Below are 17,303 nucleotides of genomic sequence, written 5' to 3'. Positions count from 1 at the left end.
TCGAGAGATAGCGATAAATGACAATAAACGTCTACAGATGGCAATAAATGGCGATATTAACTGAAGATAATAGAAGGCAGTAATTAGAAGGCAGTAATCCTGGAACATTAAAATGGCAAAATGTTCCGGAGGATTTTGTATGAAAAATTTGAGAGGAAAGCTGCAAGGATGGAAAAAGGTAAATTTATGAGAGGGTGAAATTTTGATTCAAAAAATGGCAACCGAGGAGCTTGATAAGCTCGGAGAGAAAATAATTGAAGGCTTCGAATTATCTGACGATGACCTGAGAGCTCTTTTATCTCTCGAATCTGAAGAGGAACTGGAAAAGCTTTACTACGTAGCCCAGAAGGTCAGAAACCATTATTTCGGCAACAGGGTGTTTTTGAACTGTTTCATTTATTTTTCGACTTATTGTAAAAACCAGTGTGCATTCTGTTATTATAACTGTAAAAATGAGATTAACCGCTACCGGTTGACCGAAGAAGAAGTAAAAGGGATGTGCAAAGCCCTGAAAGGGGCAGGCTTTCACATGATTGACCTGACAATGGGGGAGGATCCTTATTACTATGATGATCCTGACCGTTTTGTTGAGCTTGTCAGGGTAGTAAAAGAAGAGCTCGGGCTTCCAATAATGATTTCACCCGGAGTGATGGATAACGATACCCTTCTCAAAGCCAGGGAAAAAGGAGCGAATTTCTTCGCTCTTTACCAGGAAACCTATGACCGTGACCTTTACGGAAAGCTTCGGGTTGGCCAGTCTTTCGAGGGGCGGTTTAACGCTCGCCTCTTTGCAAAACAGCAGGGATACTGTATAGAAGACGGGATCCTTACCGGCGTAGGAAATGATATAGAATCAACTCTTGTGTCCCTCAGGGGAATGAAAGCAAATGGTCCGGATATGGTAAGAGTTATGACTTTTCTGCCCCAGGAAGGGACTCCACTTGAGGGTTTTAGCGATAGTTCAAAGCTTTCGGAACTGAAGATTATAGCAATTCTCAGGCTTATGTTCCCGAAATGCCTGATTCCTGCCTCCCTTGACCTGGAAGGCATTGACGGCATGGTTCACCGCCTGAACGCCGGAGCAAATATTGTAACTTCTATTCTTCCTCCCGATTCCCGGTTAGAAGGAGTTGCCAATTATGACCGCGGTATGGAAGAGCGAGACAGGGATATCACAAGTGTTGTCAAAAGGCTGAGGGTCATGGGAATGGAGCCTGCACCGCAGACCGAGTTTGAAAAAGTCCTGGGGTGCTAGCCTGAAAACGATATGCCTTATAGGCGGGAAGCTCCAGGGCTTCGAAGCTGCATACCTATCTAAGAAAGCAGGAATGAAAGTGCTTGTGATAGATAAAAACCCGCAGGCGCTAATAAGGAACTATGCAGACGAATTCCAGTGTTTTGATATAATAAAAGAGCCGGAAAAACTCCTCGAGATCTCAAGAAGTGTTGATGCCATACTGCCTGTAAATGAAAACCTTGAATGTATCGAGTTTTTGAGTACCGTAAAAGAAAAGTTTTCCTGCCCGATACTTTTCGATTTTGAGGCTTACTGGATCAGCAGAGATAAGAAAAAATCAAAAGAATACTTTGCCTCCATAGGAGTCCCGACCCCTCAGGATAAACCATCCGAGCCGCCTTATTTTGTAAAACCTCCCTGTGAAAGCAGCAGTGTGGGAGCTAGAATTATCTATGACAGGGAAGAGCTTGAAAAACTTGAGCCTGGCATGCTCATTGAAGAATATGTGGAAGGGGAAGTTGTTTCCCTTGAGGTAATAGGAGACGGGAAACATTTTGCCGTGGTAAAGGAAACCCTCGTATATATCGACGAAACTTATGACTGCCATATGGTAACCCCTCTTCCTTTTGATCCTTTATTTAGAGAGATATCTTATTCCCTTGCAGCGAACATGCCTTTAAAAGGAATCATGGATGTGGAAGCTATCTCCGGTCCTAACGGGCTGAAAGTAATTGAAATCGATGCCCGCTTCCCTAGCCAGACTCCTACTGCTGTCTATTATTCTTCAGGAGTTAACCTTATAGAGCTTCTCTTCCGCGCCTTTTCAGAAGGGGTAGAAGATATTAAAACTCTTCCTGATGGCAGGTACTGCATTTATGAACACCTTATGCTTGCAGAAAATGGTGCACTGATCCCTGTTGGGGAGCAGGTGCTGTCCATGGGAAATGATTACGGCAGTTACTATGAAGAGCCTGGAATCGAGATTTTCCTTTGTAAAGGAGAAGACCCTGTATTCACCCTGGTTTTCTGGGGCAGGGACAGAGAAGAAGCCGAGGCTAAAAAGACCAGAGGACTTTCGATACTGAGAGACCGTTTTGGAGCTGCTGTTTAAAGCAGAAAACATTTTTTCAAAATAGAAAACAGAGGTAAAAAATGGCACTTTTAACCCCAGAAGACCTGGAAAATATCAACAAGCAGCTTCAGGCAGCTGATTCTGCTGTCCGGAGAGTTACAGGGCTCGATATAAAAGGAGTCTGTAAAGATTTCTACGGCACAACCCCATGCTGTGAAAAAGTAGGTATCGTACCTGTGACTTCAGGAAACGGGATCATAGGCAGCTTCTCAGAGTCTTTGCATGCAATTGCCGGGTACTTCGGTTTTGACAGTTTCGTTACGGATATGCCTGATGTTAGCGGGTACTATGAAGCGGTAAGGAATGGAGCACAGATAATCCTGATGGCAGACGATAATACTTTCCTCGCCCACAACCTGAAAAATGGGAAAATAGCTAACAACCAGCCCTGCACAGGCATAATCTATGCTGAGATAGCTTCAAGGTACCTTAAAACCGACTCAAAGGATGTGCTTGCTGTGGGTCTGGGAAAAGTAGGCTTTCCGGGAGCAGCGCATTTCGTAAATAAAGGGTTCAGGGTTTACGGATACGATGCAGACAGAGAACTCCTGGATAAAACCGTTTCTAGCCTCGGAATTATTCCTTTTGATCCTGTTAATCCCGATAATCCCGGAAAATTCTCCATAATTTTCGAGGCAACTCCCTGTGCAGATACAATTCCTGAATCCGTGATTTCGGAAAACTGCGTGATTTCCACTCCTGGAATTCCCTGTGCAATCTCAAAGGAACTGCAAAGGAAGTACGGAGTTGAACTTATAATGGAACCTCTCGGGATAGGAACGGCGTCCATGCTGTATTCCGTACTCTAAATAAGAACGGTTAAACTCTGAACCTCTCTGAACCTGAATAAATCAAAGAAAAATACACAGAGTACACGCAAAGTTACGCAAAGTTACGCATAGTACACACAGAATATACACAGAGCAGGGGGCAAGCGCCCCTTGCCAGAAAATTAGCAGTGCGAAAAAATATCAGACCAGGATAGAAAAATAGTCTTCACTGATTAGATAACTTATTTTGTTCAATATAACGATCCTTAGCTTCCTGAAGCACCCTGAGAGCTTCTTCGAGACCTCTCCAGCCGTGAACCACCACGTCTTTGCGTTCCAGATTCTTGTAAGTTTCAAAGAAGTGTGTAATTTCTTTTAATAGGTGAGGAGGAACCTGTTCGATTGTCTTTATAAAGTTCCATAATGGGTCCCTCTTCGGGACACAGAGGATCTTTTCGTCTCTTCCTTTATCATCTTCCATATCAAGCAATGCAACTGGATGTACGTCTATCACACATCCCGGGAAAGTGGGTTCCCACATCAATACCATAGCATCTAAAGGGTCACCGTCGAGTGCCAGTGTATCCGGGAAAAAACCATAGTCACACGGGTATACAATTGAAGAAAAAAGCATTCTGTCGAATTTAATAACTTTCTTTTCCTTATCGTACTCGTACTTATTCCGGCTTCCTTGCGGAATTTCAATAAGTACACTTTCAACCTGTCGTTCAGTCATATCAATACTTCCTGCATATTGAACTCATCCAAAAACTGTCTAATTTTATTATTGTTCCCAAACATTCGTCCAGGTACTAACAAAAATTTTTGTATGAGTCCACTGGCGATATCCTGAATGATTTCCGGATAAAGCTGTTCATACGGATAGATACAATGTATATAAACTTTTGACCTGGATCATTATGATGCTAATCCCATTCAGTACAATATATTCAATGACATTAAGTGACGTGGAAAATTTCCATGAGCTCCTTTAAGGAAAAAAAGGATCTGCCTATGTTATTATTCCCGTGAAAAAATGTTTTAGGTCCCATAGGAAACTATTGATTTTGGGATAGTATTTTCATATAAATATATAATTCCAGGATAATATTAGTTTCGACGGGTTCACAAAAGAAATTGCATAATAACTGAGAATTAAATTTAAAAAAAGAAAAAAGTGGAAAAATAAGTCCCAAAGATTTTTATTTTGCTTTGATTTTCAGTTTTGTAATATCAATTGCGTTTTCAGAACAGACGCTGACACACCCGAGTCCCGTCTCGGGAGGACGGTGTCCTTTTCGCTTCGCTCCCCGAATTGCGCCTCGGGAGTACGCGTCCTTTTCGCTTCGCTCAAGAGGACTAATTGATGAAGAAAAATTATGCTTTTATCATGTGAGCGGAATGAATAGCTGGTAAAAAAGAGTGGGAAAATAAGTCCCACAGATTTTTATTTTGCTTTGATTTTCAGTTTTGTAATGTCAATCGCATTTTCAGGACAGACACTGACACATCTGCGGCAGCTTGTTCCCAGGCATTTCTGGCTGTCATATTTTGCGATTCTGATTTCATCGGTCTCAGTGATTTCAAGGGCACTTTCAGGGCATTCTTCCATGCACTTCTGACAGTAGATGCATTTCTCTACGGGGACTTCGAGGATTATGCCAATTTCTTTCAGGATTGCAAGCCCACCGATTCCAACCTGCTCTATGTCCTTGCTGACACGTTTTTCTATGCTGGCGTGTTCAAGAGTTTTGGGGAGCTTGGGCAAACCGTAGAGTTCAAGCATCTGGTCATACATTTCAAGGGGCATGCCCTGAGTCCAGTAAGAGAGCTCGCAGAGGTAAAAGTTGTTAAAAGTCTCACTGGTAGCCATCATCAGGTGGTCGGCAGTGATCTTTTTTGCAACCTCGATAACATCATTAATCCTGGACCTGTTAAGCACAAGTTCCCGCGCAAGGGCGAGAGAGGTATTTCCGAACTGGACTATTTTTTTCGCATAACCCGGAGCGGCACCGAGCCTGCGGGCATCTTCGGCATCTACGTAAGCTCCTGAAGCTCCTGACATGTATGCATACTCAAGATCTTCGTATTTGATCCCGGATTCCACTATCAGAGTCATATGAGCAGCGCGGATTGCGCCTATGGCTTTTCCGGCTTCTTCGACATCTTTTTCGGTAATTTCAATTCCGGGCCCCAGAATCAATTTTCCATTGGGGAGTTTTGGAGGCTTCTCAATCAACCCGCTTCTCAGGGCAAGGGCAAAAGCTGAGATTACTCCTGTTCCTGTAATGCCTGAAACTTCGTATCCATTGGACTCTTTCATCTCACCGGTAATAGGGCTGATAAAGTAAGCGTCCTGTTTTTCCATCTCTTTGTCGAGGACCATAATTCTCCAGTATTCACCTGCAGGTTTTATATCACAAATCGCTCCAGGGCTTGCAAGCATACCCGAACTTATACCCTGACCTTCGATAGCAGGCCCTGCAGCAGCACTTGCTGTTATTATCCGGTCTCCGACTTTAAGAGCCATTTCTGCATTTGTCCCGTAATCGGTCACAAGAGCAGGTTTGGTCTGGATAAGAAAATCGGTTTCAAGCATCATAGCGAGGGCATCAGCCCCGATTTCGTGTTTGATTGCCGGGGGCACAATAACTTCACAATTAGGGAGGTCATCCCCGAAAAATTCCGAAGCTGGAAACACACGGGCATCTCTTTTTACATTCTGCACTCCGAGCATTTTCTGCTTGTTTTCTCCGGCGTATGCCAGGTCCCTGATTTCGATGTTCTGAAAAAGAGAAAGCTGGATAGGATTTCCGCAGACTGCAAGCCTTTCCACTTTCGAAAGATCGACATCAAATTTCAGGAACATCCTCCTGACGGTTTCAATAATTACTCCGTGAGCAACGTCCTCCCCTGTTGTAATAGCAAAGTCCAGGTGGTCCATAACATTTCCTCCTGGCAGGGGATGACCCATAGTTATAACTGTTTTTAAAGTCGTATTTGTTTCAAGGTCGATAAGCTGGGTTCTAAAACCGCTGGTACCCAGGTCAAGTGCAATTCCGTACATTTTTCAGATCCTCCGGAAGTATCGTATCGAGGAGTCACGGCACCATGGACTGCCCCGGAAAAGAATGGGATATGATGGATATGATGAATTTCGCCTGATTCGATAAAGGAAAAGAATAGAATATTTTTATAACTTATACGATATATAAGCTATTCCTCCCGATTTCTCATGCCTGCCATATATCTGAGGTCAGGAGAAAAATTTAGGCGTGACCATTAGATACGGCCAGATTCTGGAGAAATTAACCTTAGTAAAACCCCAAGCCTCTATATACATTAAAGTTTCCCCTGAAGAGCCAATTTGAAAACAATTTTACTTGTTTTGGGAGAATTTTCAGCCGTTTCCGCAGGATTAATTTATAAGTTTTTATAATATAATCTTTAATTAAGGAATAATAATACATATTTATTTATAGTATGGGTTTTTGAAATTAGGGCTGTCTATAGAACTTAGAGAGGGATTATAGATGACAGAATATACACCAAAAGAAAGATTATACCGTGCATTGAGGAAACAGCCAGTAGACAGAATGCCTGCTGTTTGTTTCACACAGACTGCAACAATTGAACAGATGGAAGCTTCCGGAGCCTTCTGGCCTGAAGCCCATGAAGACGCACAAAAAATGGCAACACTTGCGGAAGCTGGGCATACGGTAGTTGGTTTTGAGGCAGTAAGAGTTCCTTTTGACATTACGGCTGAAGCCGAACTTTTTGGCTGCGGAATAAAGGCTGGCGACCTGAAGCAGCAGCCGTCTGTGATAAAGCACAGCGTAAAGGGTATGGAAGACATGGAAAAAATCAAGGACTACAGCCTGGATTCAGGCAGAATAGGCGTAATCCTTGAAGCTGTAAAGATCCTTTCCGAAAAATACGGGAAAGAGCTCCCTGTTATAGGGTCCATGATAGGTCCTTTCTCACTTGCTCAGCACATCAATGGAGACGCCTGGTTTGGGAACCTTTTCACAGGTGAGGACATTGTCCCTGCGCTTCTGGACTTCTGCTCTGATTTCAATATAGCATACGCAAAAGCAATGGTTGAGAATGGAGCAGACACAATAGCCATTATTGACCCGACAGCCAGCTATGAGCTTATAGGTGGGGAATTCTATGAGAAATACGCCCTCCCATACCAGAAAAAGATTGTCGATGCCATGAAGGAACTTGATGTCGCCACAGTCCTTCACATCTGCGGAAACACAACTAATGGCCTTTCCATTATGGACAAAACCGGAGTAAATGCCATCAGTGTAGATCAGAGAGTAGACATAAAAACTGCAACAGGCAATGTGGAAAATGCTATCATCGTCGGAAACCTTGATCCTGTAGCTGTACTATGGAATGGGACTCCTGATGATGTCGCAGCAGCCTCAAAGAAGATACTTGATGCAGGTGTCGGATTGCTTACAGTCGGCTGTGGAATTGTAAGCATGACCCCAACTGCCAACCTTCAGAAAATGGTTGAGTGCGCCAAAAACCATAAGTACTGAATAATGTACTTGATGAATATCGCAGATTTTAAAATCCTTTAAATCAAACTGCCGGCTTGAAGCCGGCTTATTTTTAGTTTTTTTCCATTTTCCACTTTTCCTGTTATTTGCCCTGACTCAAATTGGCAAAAGTAATTTTCTGTCTGTTGAGCCCCAAACTATCCTTAAAACTGAACTTTTTGGGATCCGGTTAATATATGCCGGACAGATACTTATATTTAAGAATTTCGTTTTAATAAACAATTTAAGAAACATATTTTGCGCCAAAGCCACCGGATATTCAGAAAAACCTAACTAACCACAATATCTAAGATATATATCTTTCCCTTTTCAGTTTTTGTATGGACAATTATGGAAAAAACGGAGGGAAAAATACAGTTTTTAGGCGCCACATTCTGAAAAACCATCATTGAAAATATTCTAAAAAATTATATAATAAAGAATTATGGTATTCGTTTATATACTATTATTTTCATTTTTCTTTTAGGGATTGAATCCGAATATTCGGATCAGTTCCAGGCAGTCCAGCAGGCATACTGTTGGGAAATTTGGGATATGAGTGCTAGTTCGACTGGGAAATGAGTTTGCAGTCTCCAGCAAAATTCCCCGGTAGCAATGTAAGGAGAGAAGAGACTATTCACAAAGAACCCGAAAACGGGTAAGAAATGGCAATGGCAGTGAATAGTTCAGATATAGACAACTAAGAGTATTGTGAAGGCATCCCCACGCCCAATGGCAAATAAAAGGCGCAGGGCTTGCAGCATAAGTAAAGAACCCCATGCAAACGCTTTTTTACCTAGCAGAGCTTGGGCTTATGTCCGCATAAATCTTTACAAGGTCCGTTGTCTATTGAGGCTCTTACCATTGTACTGCCCAGCAATGCTGTTACGGTACTGCACAGAAAAGCCAGTTTCGACAGAAACGGAGGAAAAAAAATGGCAAACCAGGAGATTTTTGATAAATTAACCAACGCGATTGCTACTCAAAACATCGCAGGTTCTGCACAGTTAACACAGGAAGCTCTAGATGCAGGAATTTCACCTCTTGACATTATTACAAAGGGCCTTTCCCCAGGAATGAAGATTATTGGTGACAAATTTGAAGCTGCCGAGGTTTTTCTGCCACAGATCATGATGTCCGCAAAAGCCATGGAAGCCGCAATGAAGATCCTTACTCCCGAACTTGAGAAGACCAGGGTTGAAGGAGAAGAAGGAACAGGTCTTGCAATCACCTTTGTTGCAGAAGGAGACATTCACGATATCGGCCACCGCCTTGTTACAACCATGCTCGGAGCAAACGGGTTTGACATCCTTGACCTCGGAGTAGATGTTCTCAATGAGACCGTTGTTGAAGAGGCTGCAAAGCATAAAGGGCATAAAGTCATCCTTGTTGGGTCAGCCCTTATGACCACCTCCATGCTCGGCCAGAAAGACCTCATGGACAGGCTCAGGGAAGAAAACCTCAGGGACAGCGTAAAATGCATGTTCGGAGGAGCCCCGGTCTCTGACAAATGGATCGATGAAATCGGCGCGGACGCAACCGCAGAAAACGCTGCAGAAGCTGCAAAAGTTGCACTCAACATAATGAAATAACCCTGGGAGGCAAAAGCATATGACGTTCAGAAAATCATTCGACTGCTATGAGTTCTATGACAGAGCAAAAATAGGAGAGAAGTGCACCCAGGACGACTGGGACCTTATGAAGATCCCAATGAAAGCAATGGAGCTCAAGCAGAAATACGGGCTCGACTTCAAAGGAGAGTTTATCCCCACAGATAAGGACATGATGGAAAAGCTCTTCCAGGCAGGGTTTGAAATGCTTCTTGAGTGCGGTATCTACTGTACCGACACCCACAGGATCGTAAAATACACCGAAGACGAAATCTGGGACGCAATCAACAATGTCCAGAAGGAATTCACACTCGGTACAGGCAGGGACGCAGTAAATGTAAGGAAGAGAAGCGTAGGCGACAAGAGGAAGCCAATCGTACAGGGCGGTCCTACCGGGTCTCCGATTTCAGAAGAAGTATTCATGCCTGTCCACATGAGCTACGCTCTTGAGAAAGAAGTGGACACTATTGTAGACGGTGTCATGACATCCGTCCGCGGAAAAGCCCCTGTGCCAGGAAGCCCGTATGAAGTCCTCGCAGCAAAGACAGAAGCACGCCTTATAAAGCAGGCATGCGCTATGGCAGGACGCCCGGGAATGGGCATATAGGGCCCAGAGACTTCCCTGTCCGCCCAGGGAAATATATCCTCTGACTGTGTCGGAGGCCAGATCTCATCAGACAGCCACGAAGTCTCCCAGCTCAACGAGCTCAAGATCGACCTTGATGCAATAGCAGTAATAGCACATTACAAAGGAAACAGCGACATTATCATGGACGAACAGATGCCAATCTTCGGAGGTTACGCAGGCGGCATTGAAGAGACCACGATTGTCGATGTTGCAACCCACATCAACGCTTTTGTTATGAGCAGTGCAAGCTGGCACCTTGACGGCCCTGTCCATATACGCTGGGGATCAACAAACACAAGGGAGACCCTGACTATTGCAGGATGGGCATGTGCAACTATTTCGGAGTTTACTGACATGCTCTCAGGAAACCAGTACTACCCATGTGCAGGCCCGTGTACTGAAATGTGCCTCCTTGAAGCTTCAGCTCAGTCAATTACGGACACGGCATCAGGCAGAGAAATCCTGTCAGGTGTTGCATCAGCAAAGGGTGTCGTGACTGACAAGACAACAGGTATGGAAGCAAGGATGATGGGAGAAGTAGCAAGGGCAACTGCAGGTGTGGAAATCTCAGAGATTAACAGGATCCTTGATAAGCTTGTTGCACTTTATGAGAAAGACTATGCTAAAGCACCGGCAGGAAAGACCTTCCAGGAATGCTACGACGTAAAGACGATTACCCCAACTGACGAATATATGCAGGTCTACGACGGAGCAAGAAAGAAGCTCGAAGACCTGGGACTTGTATTCTAAGCCAGAGTTAAGCCTGAAATTATACGAACTGACAGAAGCCAGCGGGTTATCGCTGGCTAATTTTTTTTAAAAAATCAGGCGAAACAATTATAAACATATAGCGCTAGTTATGCGGATTTTTTTCATGGATAGGTGACCGAATACAAGAATTAAAAATAGAAAAAAGAAGGGATAAAAAAATGGATATCTGGACTGTTATAAACGGACTGATATATCTTCTGGCTTTCGGGCTAATGGCCTGGGTTTTACTGGATGCCAGCAGGGTTTCAAAAGGAAGGGGTTGATACGGCATGTCTGAACACAACGAAGCCGCCAGCCTGGTAAAAACTCTGCGGCCATTCCATGTATGGGCACTTGGAGTAGGAATTGTGCTGGTCGGAGAGTACATGGGATGGAACTTTACTGTCGCAAAAGGAGGAATTCTAGGTTCCCTGCTTGCCATGCTGGTTGCAGGAACAATGTATGTCATAATCTCCCTCTGTGCCAGTGAACTCGGGTCAGCAACCAAACTTGCAGGAGGACCGTATGACTGGACAAGGTTATTTGTTGGGCCCGGAGCAGCTGCCAGTGTAGGGCTTGCAGTTTATATGGAATATATAGCCCTTGAAGCGGCAGACGCTATTGTCGTTGCATTCATCGCACAGAGTATCTTCCCGGAGCTGCAGGTTTTTCCTGTGACCCTGCTTGTTATTGCACTTCTGACCTTTATTAACTATCGTGGCGTTGTTGCGGCATTAACCCTTAACTTTATCCTGACCATGATAGCTTTCATTGCAATAGTGGTTTTCTTCTTCTCAACTGCCTTCGGAGGAGTGAACATCCACCCCGAATATCTCTTCCAGGGAGCCCTGCCAAACGGCATGATAGGACTCTTTGCAGCCCTGCAGTTCGGGCCGTGGTTCTACCTGGGGATAGAAGGAGCAGCTATGTGCGCTGAAGAGTGTAAACACCCTTCAAGGGCTGTACCTCTCGGGCAGCAGGCCGGAATGATAACTCTGCTTATAGGAGCGGCAATGACACTCTATCTCTGTGCAGTGCTGATCCCTACGGACATGCTCGGAGTTTCCGTGTATCCGCTTTTTGAGGCTGCACAGAACAGCGGGATCTTTATATTTATTGCCCTGCTCGGGCTGGGGACATTCCTTACCTGTGTTGCAAGTGCAAACGGTTGCGTCTGTGACTCTTCCCGTTCCTGGTTTGCACTGTCCAGAGACAACTACGTGTCCGGCTGGTTCTCGGCAGTGCACCCGAGGTACAATACCCCATACAGGGCAGTAATTTTCACGATGCCTGTTGCAATCGGGTTTGCATTCAGCGGTTTCCTTGACCAGGTGATTACCTTCTCAATCGTCTCGGGGCTGCTCTGCTATGTGCTGATTCCTTTCTCCCTCATTCGGTTCAGGAATCTATTCCCGCAAACTACAAGCAAGATCAGGCCTTTTGCAGGCCCTCTTCAGCCGTATATTGCTTACTTTGCAATTGCAATCGCAATTACCATTCTTTCGACGCTGTTCTGGGGCTACAAATACAATCTGATATTTGCCTTTGTGTTCTACGGCATTGCATACTTCTATTTCAGCCACAGGCACAAGAATTCGAACGTCGAAAACAACTGGGCTGAAATGGGCTGGCCATTACCCAATGGTTCGGAAAATGGAAGGATAGGAAAGGAGGCGATAGGCGTTGGAGACGAATAACAGGGAACTTGAAAGCAAATACCACAGCAAACTCAATGGAGATACGCTCCTTGTCATCGGCATGCTTGCTCTGCTTGTAGGCGTTGAAGGATTCATAATTTATAAGATCCTTTCCGAGACCTGGGAAATTGCTTCCGGTTTCTTCTACCTTTACATAATCTTCATAGGGCTGATCGTCCTGATCGAGACTATCGGATGCCTGAGGGTAAGAGAGTCTATCAAAACCCACATGTTCGAGTTCAAATATTACGATTGAGGAGGAAAAGACATGGTTCATAAGAGTGTCATTGCAGAGGTCTTTGATATTGTGTTTATCTTTGTCCTTGCCTTCGCATGTGTGGTTATTCCCACAGTACTTCAGGGAGCTGTGCTCGTTTCCTGGGAAGCAGGAGGGGAAGGAATAGGTTTCGTCTGGGATCCTGTAGGTTTCTTCAGTTTCCTGCTTGTGATAGTCGCTTTCTTTGCAGTGATCCTGTATCACTCAGTGAAGCATTACAGGTATTGAGAGACTGAGAAAATTAAAAGAAAATAAAGTAAAACACTGTAAAACACCTGAGTTTCGAAAGAATGCTTAGAAGATTTATTTGAAGATCTGCCTGATCTCCCCATCAGGCAGAAATACCTTTTTTTACATAGAAGAACGGCAGGCAATTTCGTTTTTAAGTGTAATTTAACCCTGCCGCATAAGCATGTCTCCCTGAAATGAGGGAATTATTCAGGGAGCGATGGAGGGATTTTTTTGTGGATTTTTTTGGAAGACCCGAAATTGGCTTCCACCGGAAGAAATTCTGGCTATAAACTTCTGGGAAGCTTGACTTCCGGTCTGTTCGCAATAAAAAATATGAACTAATCATATATAAGATTTGCTGCTTCAATAGTAAATAAAGGAATATAGTATATATATTTTGTTATTTCTGCCACACAGTAGATGGAATCATTTATATAAGATGAATAGAGGGAAAGGAAGAAGAGGGAAAGATATAATAAGGAGAAAATGCGGAGAAATCCGCATCAAATATAAATAAGAGACAAATAAGAGACAAATAAGAGACAAATAAGAGACAAATAAGAGGCCGGAAGAAAGGAAAGCAATGAAAAGGTGCAAAAATAGCTCAGTTTTGAGAAGCTGTTTGATCTCTAAAATGATCAGGAGAAAACGGAAATTAACTTTTCAAGCTGGATCCTTTCACTCGTGGCGTTTATAAGACTTGCATCAGTTTCCGCGATTTTTACGATAAGTCGTGAAACGTCTTCATCCGTTTCTCCCGAATCTATAAGAGCTTCTGTAAGCCCTTCAAGGATATCGGTCCCTGAAAGCCCTTTTTCAATAATCATTTCATCTATAAGCTGGCGTCCTCTGGGGAAATTACCTGCAAGAGCAGCCTCAAGCAGTGAATCTACAGTTTCATCCCTGCCTTTCATAGTAGCTTCAAAAACGATCTCTTCCGTGATTTCAGCGCCTTCTGCCTTTATGGCAGCAAGCTGAAGAGTTTGAACAGCTCGTGCAATATTTCCTTTAGCAAGATAGAGGATTGCATCAAGTGCCCCACCTGAAAGTTTCAGATGTTCGGAAAGAGCAATTCTCTCGAGATGCGGTTTCAGCAGGGAATCCGAAACATAGGCAAAAAAGACCTGAAGGCCCCTTGAACGCAGGGGAGAAATGAGTTTTGAAGGTCTTGTTGTGGAAAGAATAAACCTGCAGGTTGCACTGTATTTTTCCATAATCCGCCTGAGAGCGTGCTGTGCGTCCGAGTTGAGTGATTCTGCGTTATCGAGATAGATAAGCTTGTAATCGGCATCAAGAGGAGCCATTCCGGCATATTCGTTAATGATTTCTTTAAAGATGTCTATTACGCTTTTGTAGATTTTTTTCGGGTCGTCGGTTCCTATGAAACGGACAAAGCGCCTGTCCCGTACAAGATATCGTTTCCCCTGATCGAAAAAATCCGAGGCATTAAAATATGCAAAATTGTTTTTCCAGGTATTTCCGTAAAGCTGCCTGGCAAGAGCGAGAGCAGCCGTAGTTTTCCCTGAGTTCTCAGGGCCGTAAAAAATGAGATGGGGCAGGGCCCTGGACTGAACAAGTTCTGAAAGCGTTTTTACGGCATGTTCATTTCCGAGCAGTTCTTCAAGTGTATTTGCCCTGTATTTTAGAGTCCAGAGATCCTGCATTGTTTCCACCTTATTTTTCAGCTTTTGAATACTCAGTTGTTTTCAGAATTTTTATCCCTGTCCGGCATTACTCAGCAAAGTCACCTTCCTGAGTTCCGTTTTCATGTCTCTCAAGCAGTTCCTTGATGACAATGCCATAGACAGGTCTTGCAATAATCACACCAATGAAAACACCAATGATAGTAGTTATAGCGAATCCTTTCAGAGTTCCGAATCCCATAACCACCAGAGGAGACATGGCAATGATTACTGTAGCTGCTGCACCGAGAATGATTGAGAAGGCTTTTCCTATTCTTGAGAGGAAGACTTTTGTTGGAGGGAGCTTGCCTTCGTAAAGCACCTCATCTGTAATGATCACAAGGTGGTCAATCCCTGTCCCGATTGCGGCAATAACACCTGCAATTGCTGCAAGGTCAAGCTGCCAGCCAATGGCTGCCGCAAAACCCAGGATCATGATAACCTCACTGATAGAGATCCCGACCATCGGCACCAGGATTTCTGGCCTCCTGTACCTGTGGAAAACAACTGCAGCAACTGCTATCAGGGAAAGAAGACCTGCAATCACAGCTTCAGTTTTGAACTGTGATCCGAGACCTGCATCCACATGCCCTGAACCCACAAGCTGCACGTTGACAGGAAGGGCGCCTGCCCGAAGGTGAACCTGAAGTGCAGTAGCTTGAACTTTAGCATCCTCATCGGTACCCGTGGAAGCTTCCCAGGAATATATAGGGCCTTCTCGAAGTTTAGAAGCGGCAGAGTAGCTTAAAGGAGCCCCATAGATTTCAACATCATCAAGATACATTATCAGGTAATGGGATTCAGGATTATCAACTGCCCCTGTTTCGAGCGCAATTTTCTGAAGAGCTCTGGCCCCTTCTTCCTTCAGAACGAAAGGAGTGTGCCACTGTTCATCGTGGTAAGTTAGAATTCCTACACTTTCAATGGCATCACCATAAAGGACATGTACGGTTTGATTTCCAGTTGTCTGAATCCTGATCTCAAACTTTCCGGGTTTTTCAGCGATTTCCTTTGCAGTAGCAAGGTCAATGCCTGCAAAATCGATAAGGATATAGTCATCCCCCACAGTCCTGACAGGAATATCTTTGAGACCCATAGAATTGAGCTTGTCGTTAAGGATATCCCTTGTCAGGTCTCTGGTTTCAGTGCTGACTCCTTCTCTATAAGTTGAAGTCCCATCCTCACTCTCACGAATCGAACCTCCAACATCTTTTAGCAAAGCCTCAAGCTGTTCTTCAGTAACCGCAGTCCTGATTTCATAGACAATCCCATCCTGAGTATTCGTGAGAACTACTTCTGTATCAAGAGCTCTTGAGAGGTAGTTCCTTATGAAGAATTCCTTACTTGTATCAGAGATGGTTACCTGAGTTGTGTTTCCGTTCAGTCTATCCACACTCACAGCGCCCAGAAACTCAAGCTGGGACGCGCTGACAGGAGCGGACGTTGTAAAGGTAACGGATTTGTCGGCAGAACCGCCTGCATCAAGGTTATTTTTTGTGATCTCAATAGGGGCTCCAATAATAGGCTCAACAATTCCCTTGACAAGGTCTCCGGAATTTGCATCTATCTGGACAAGTACGCCCTGAAGTTTTATCTGGAGCCAGGACCCGCCTTCCAGGTCAAGCCCAAAGTTAAGGTCAGTAGTTACCCCTTCTCCGGGTGTATAGCCCGGATGGATAAAATATATAGAACCTAGAAGGATCAGAATGAAGATAATAACTCTTGGATTTTTCAAAAGGCTTTTTTTATCACTCATCTGTTATACCTCCCTCTGAATTCGGGTTTCATGGCATACCACCGTAAAATTCCCGTATTCAGGAGCCAGGTATTCATCATATCTGCAAAAAGCCCAGCAATCAGCACGATTGAAATCTGCGAAAGCAGAGTAATCTGTGTGAATGAGGGAATAATCAGATAGGCGAAAGTCGAGACTAAGAACATAACTGCGAGTGCCGCAAGGGTTGTGGTGGTCATTGTGATACCTGTGTGCATAGCCCTTGAGATTTTCTCTTCTACAGATCCTCGACGTTTAATTACTCTATTTGTGAGCAGGATGTCACTATCCACGGAATAACCGATAAGCATAAGCAGAGCTGCAAGTGTTCCCAGAGATAGCTCGATCCCCGCAACCCTCATGAAAGCGGCTGCGATCACGATATCCGAAAAGGCTGCGAATATAACTGCAGCGGAGGGAATAAAAGTCCGGAAGATAAGAAATACTACAATTGCCATCCCTATGAAAGAAATAATAAGAGCCTGCAGAGCCTGTATCTGCAATGCCTGGCCATAAACTGGCCCAACCTGCTGAATCTGAACATTGGAATAGCGGCTCATCACTTCATGTTCGAGCTGAAGCTGCTGTTCATTGTCCATAATCCCGAACTGCATAATAACTCTGCTTCCGGTCTGCCGGACGTCCGTGATTGGATAAGAAGAATACATCTCTTCAAGCACGGCAGGAGATTCGGTAGTTTCTAATGAGATCTGGGTACCGCCCTGGAACTCCATTCCCAGGACTAAGGGCGACCCGCTGTTTACAAAGGAAACTAGCAGTACTACTAAAGAAAGCGCAAGCACTGCAAGGGGGAATGCCAGCAACTGGCGATTATCGTGACTTTTCACGAAATTATCTAAAAATTCGGTCAAACCTGTTGCCATAATTAAATACTCCGGATGAATACATCTATTTTTTCTTGAATCTATCCGAGTTTTTTGTCCGGATTTGGAATCCAGAAA

The 17,303-nt window shown here is 44.2% G+C and carries 13 protein-coding genes and 1 pseudogene; 9 read left to right on the top strand and 5 right to left on the bottom strand.

The window, feature by feature from the left end; translation table 11 throughout:
- Positions 1-202 precede the first annotated feature (202 nt).
- The 3 genes from pylB to pylD are packed head-to-tail and all read left to right on the top strand — an operon-like array spanning position 203 to position 3,178.
- Complete coding sequence (gene pylB, locus RSJ42_RS16700) at positions 203-1,255, top strand: methylornithine synthase PylB (protein WP_410508367.1); 1,053 nt, start codon at positions 203-205, stop codon at positions 1,253-1,255.
- Positions 1,233-2,348: a 3-methylornithine--L-lysine ligase PylC gene (gene pylC, locus RSJ42_RS16695; RefSeq protein WP_410508366.1), complete on the top strand. Its 1,116-nt coding sequence runs from the start codon at positions 1,233-1,235 to the stop codon at positions 2,346-2,348. Before pylB ends, pylC begins: the two co-directional genes overlap by 23 nt.
- Positions 2,349-2,389: 41 nt before the next feature.
- Entirely contained in the window at positions 2,390-3,178 is a 789-nt protein-coding gene (gene pylD / locus RSJ42_RS16690) for a 3-methylornithyl-N6-L-lysine dehydrogenase PylD (RefSeq protein WP_410508365.1), read from the top strand.
- 187 nt (positions 3,179-3,365) lie between these two features.
- Here pylD and RSJ42_RS16685 read toward each other — a convergent pair whose 3' ends face one another.
- Positions 3,366-3,875: an inorganic diphosphatase gene (locus RSJ42_RS16685; protein ID WP_410508364.1), complete on the bottom strand. Its 510-nt coding sequence runs from the start codon at positions 3,873-3,875 to the stop codon at positions 3,366-3,368.
- Positions 3,876-4,586: 711 nt separating this feature from the next.
- The gene (locus tag RSJ42_RS16680; protein WP_410508363.1) at positions 4,587-6,206 is read right to left on the bottom strand and encodes a methylamine methyltransferase corrinoid protein reductive activase; all 1,620 of its coding nucleotides are present in this window, start codon (positions 6,204-6,206) and stop codon (positions 4,587-4,589) included.
- Positions 6,207-6,672: 466 nt separating this feature from the next.
- Between RSJ42_RS16680 and mtbA the strand changes: the two genes are divergently transcribed.
- The 6 genes and pseudogenes from mtbA to RSJ42_RS16650 all read left to right on the top strand — a co-directional run bounded on the left by mtbA (position 6,673) and on the right by RSJ42_RS16650 (position 12,882).
- Positions 6,673-7,692 (top strand): methylcobamide:CoM methyltransferase MtbA, encoded by a 1,020-nt coding sequence (mtbA, locus tag RSJ42_RS16675; RefSeq protein WP_410508362.1) that lies wholly within the window; start codon positions 6,673-6,675, stop codon positions 7,690-7,692.
- 935 nt (positions 7,693-8,627) lie between these two features.
- Positions 8,628-9,284: a methyltransferase cognate corrinoid protein gene (locus tag RSJ42_RS16670; RefSeq protein WP_410510403.1), complete on the top strand. Its 657-nt coding sequence runs from the start codon at positions 8,628-8,630 to the stop codon at positions 9,282-9,284.
- 19 nt (positions 9,285-9,303) lie between these two features.
- A pseudogene (locus RSJ42_RS16665) lies at positions 9,304-10,680 on the top strand (monomethylamine:corrinoid methyltransferase).
- 290 nt (positions 10,681-10,970) lie between these two features.
- Complete coding sequence (locus RSJ42_RS16660) at positions 10,971-12,377, top strand: APC family permease (RefSeq protein ID WP_410508361.1); 1,407 nt, start codon at positions 10,971-10,973, stop codon at positions 12,375-12,377.
- The gene (locus tag RSJ42_RS16655) at positions 12,364-12,633 is read left to right on the top strand and encodes a monomethylamine permease (protein ID WP_410508360.1); all 270 of its coding nucleotides are present in this window, start codon (positions 12,364-12,366) and stop codon (positions 12,631-12,633) included. Before RSJ42_RS16660 ends, RSJ42_RS16655 begins: the two co-directional genes overlap by 14 nt.
- A gap of 12 nt (positions 12,634-12,645) precedes the next feature.
- The gene (locus tag RSJ42_RS16650) at positions 12,646-12,882 is read left to right on the top strand and encodes an AcrB/AcrD/AcrF family protein (protein ID WP_410508359.1); all 237 of its coding nucleotides are present in this window, start codon (positions 12,646-12,648) and stop codon (positions 12,880-12,882) included.
- Between the two features lie 641 nt (positions 12,883-13,523).
- Here the strand turns inward: RSJ42_RS16650 and RSJ42_RS16645 are convergent.
- From RSJ42_RS16645 to RSJ42_RS16635, 3 genes are all read right to left on the bottom strand, one after another.
- The gene (locus tag RSJ42_RS16645; RefSeq protein WP_410508358.1) at positions 13,524-14,549 is read right to left on the bottom strand and encodes an AAA family ATPase; all 1,026 of its coding nucleotides are present in this window, start codon (positions 14,547-14,549) and stop codon (positions 13,524-13,526) included.
- 67 nt (positions 14,550-14,616) lie between these two features.
- Positions 14,617-16,323, bottom strand: a complete 1,707-nt coding sequence (locus tag RSJ42_RS16640; RefSeq protein WP_410508357.1) for a preprotein translocase subunit SecD — start codon at positions 16,321-16,323, stop codon at positions 14,617-14,619.
- Positions 16,320-17,225, bottom strand: coding sequence for a protein translocase subunit SecF (locus RSJ42_RS16635; RefSeq protein WP_410508356.1), 906 nt, complete (start codon positions 17,223-17,225; stop codon positions 16,320-16,322). The genes RSJ42_RS16640 and RSJ42_RS16635 overlap by 4 nt, the downstream gene beginning before the upstream one ends.
- Positions 17,226-17,303 lie beyond the last annotated feature (78 nt).

The organism is Methanosarcina hadiensis (genome assembly GCF_046529725.1).
Lineage (GTDB): Archaea > Halobacteriota > Methanosarcinia > Methanosarcinales > Methanosarcinaceae > Methanosarcina > Methanosarcina hadiensis.
This window is presented reverse-complemented; position numbering and strand designations above follow the sequence as displayed.

Coding starts and splice junctions, on each gene's coding strand:
- RSJ42_RS16635 (WP_410508356.1), bottom strand. CDS start 17,225: ATGGCAACAGGTTTGACCGAATTTTTAGATAATTTCGTGAAAAGTCAC.
- RSJ42_RS16650 (WP_410508359.1), top strand. CDS start 12,646: ATGGTTCATAAGAGTGTCATTGCAGAGGTCTTTGATATTGTGTTTATC.
- RSJ42_RS16645 (WP_410508358.1), bottom strand. CDS start 14,549: ATGCAGGATCTCTGGACTCTAAAATACAGGGCAAATACACTTGAAGAA.
- RSJ42_RS16660 (WP_410508361.1), top strand. CDS start 10,971: ATGTCTGAACACAACGAAGCCGCCAGCCTGGTAAAAACTCTGCGGCCA.
- RSJ42_RS16685 (WP_410508364.1), bottom strand. CDS start 3,875: ATGACTGAACGACAGGTTGAAAGTGTACTTATTGAAATTCCGCAAGGA.
- RSJ42_RS16670 (WP_410510403.1), top strand. CDS start 8,628: ATGGCAAACCAGGAGATTTTTGATAAATTAACCAACGCGATTGCTACT.
- pylD (WP_410508365.1), top strand. CDS start 2,390: ATGGCACTTTTAACCCCAGAAGACCTGGAAAATATCAACAAGCAGCTT.
- RSJ42_RS16640 (WP_410508357.1), bottom strand. CDS start 16,323: ATGAGTGATAAAAAAAGCCTTTTGAAAAATCCAAGAGTTATTATCTTC.
- RSJ42_RS16680 (WP_410508363.1), bottom strand. CDS start 6,206: ATGTACGGAATTGCACTTGACCTGGGTACCAGCGGTTTTAGAACCCAG.
- mtbA (WP_410508362.1), top strand. CDS start 6,673: ATGACAGAATATACACCAAAAGAAAGATTATACCGTGCATTGAGGAAA.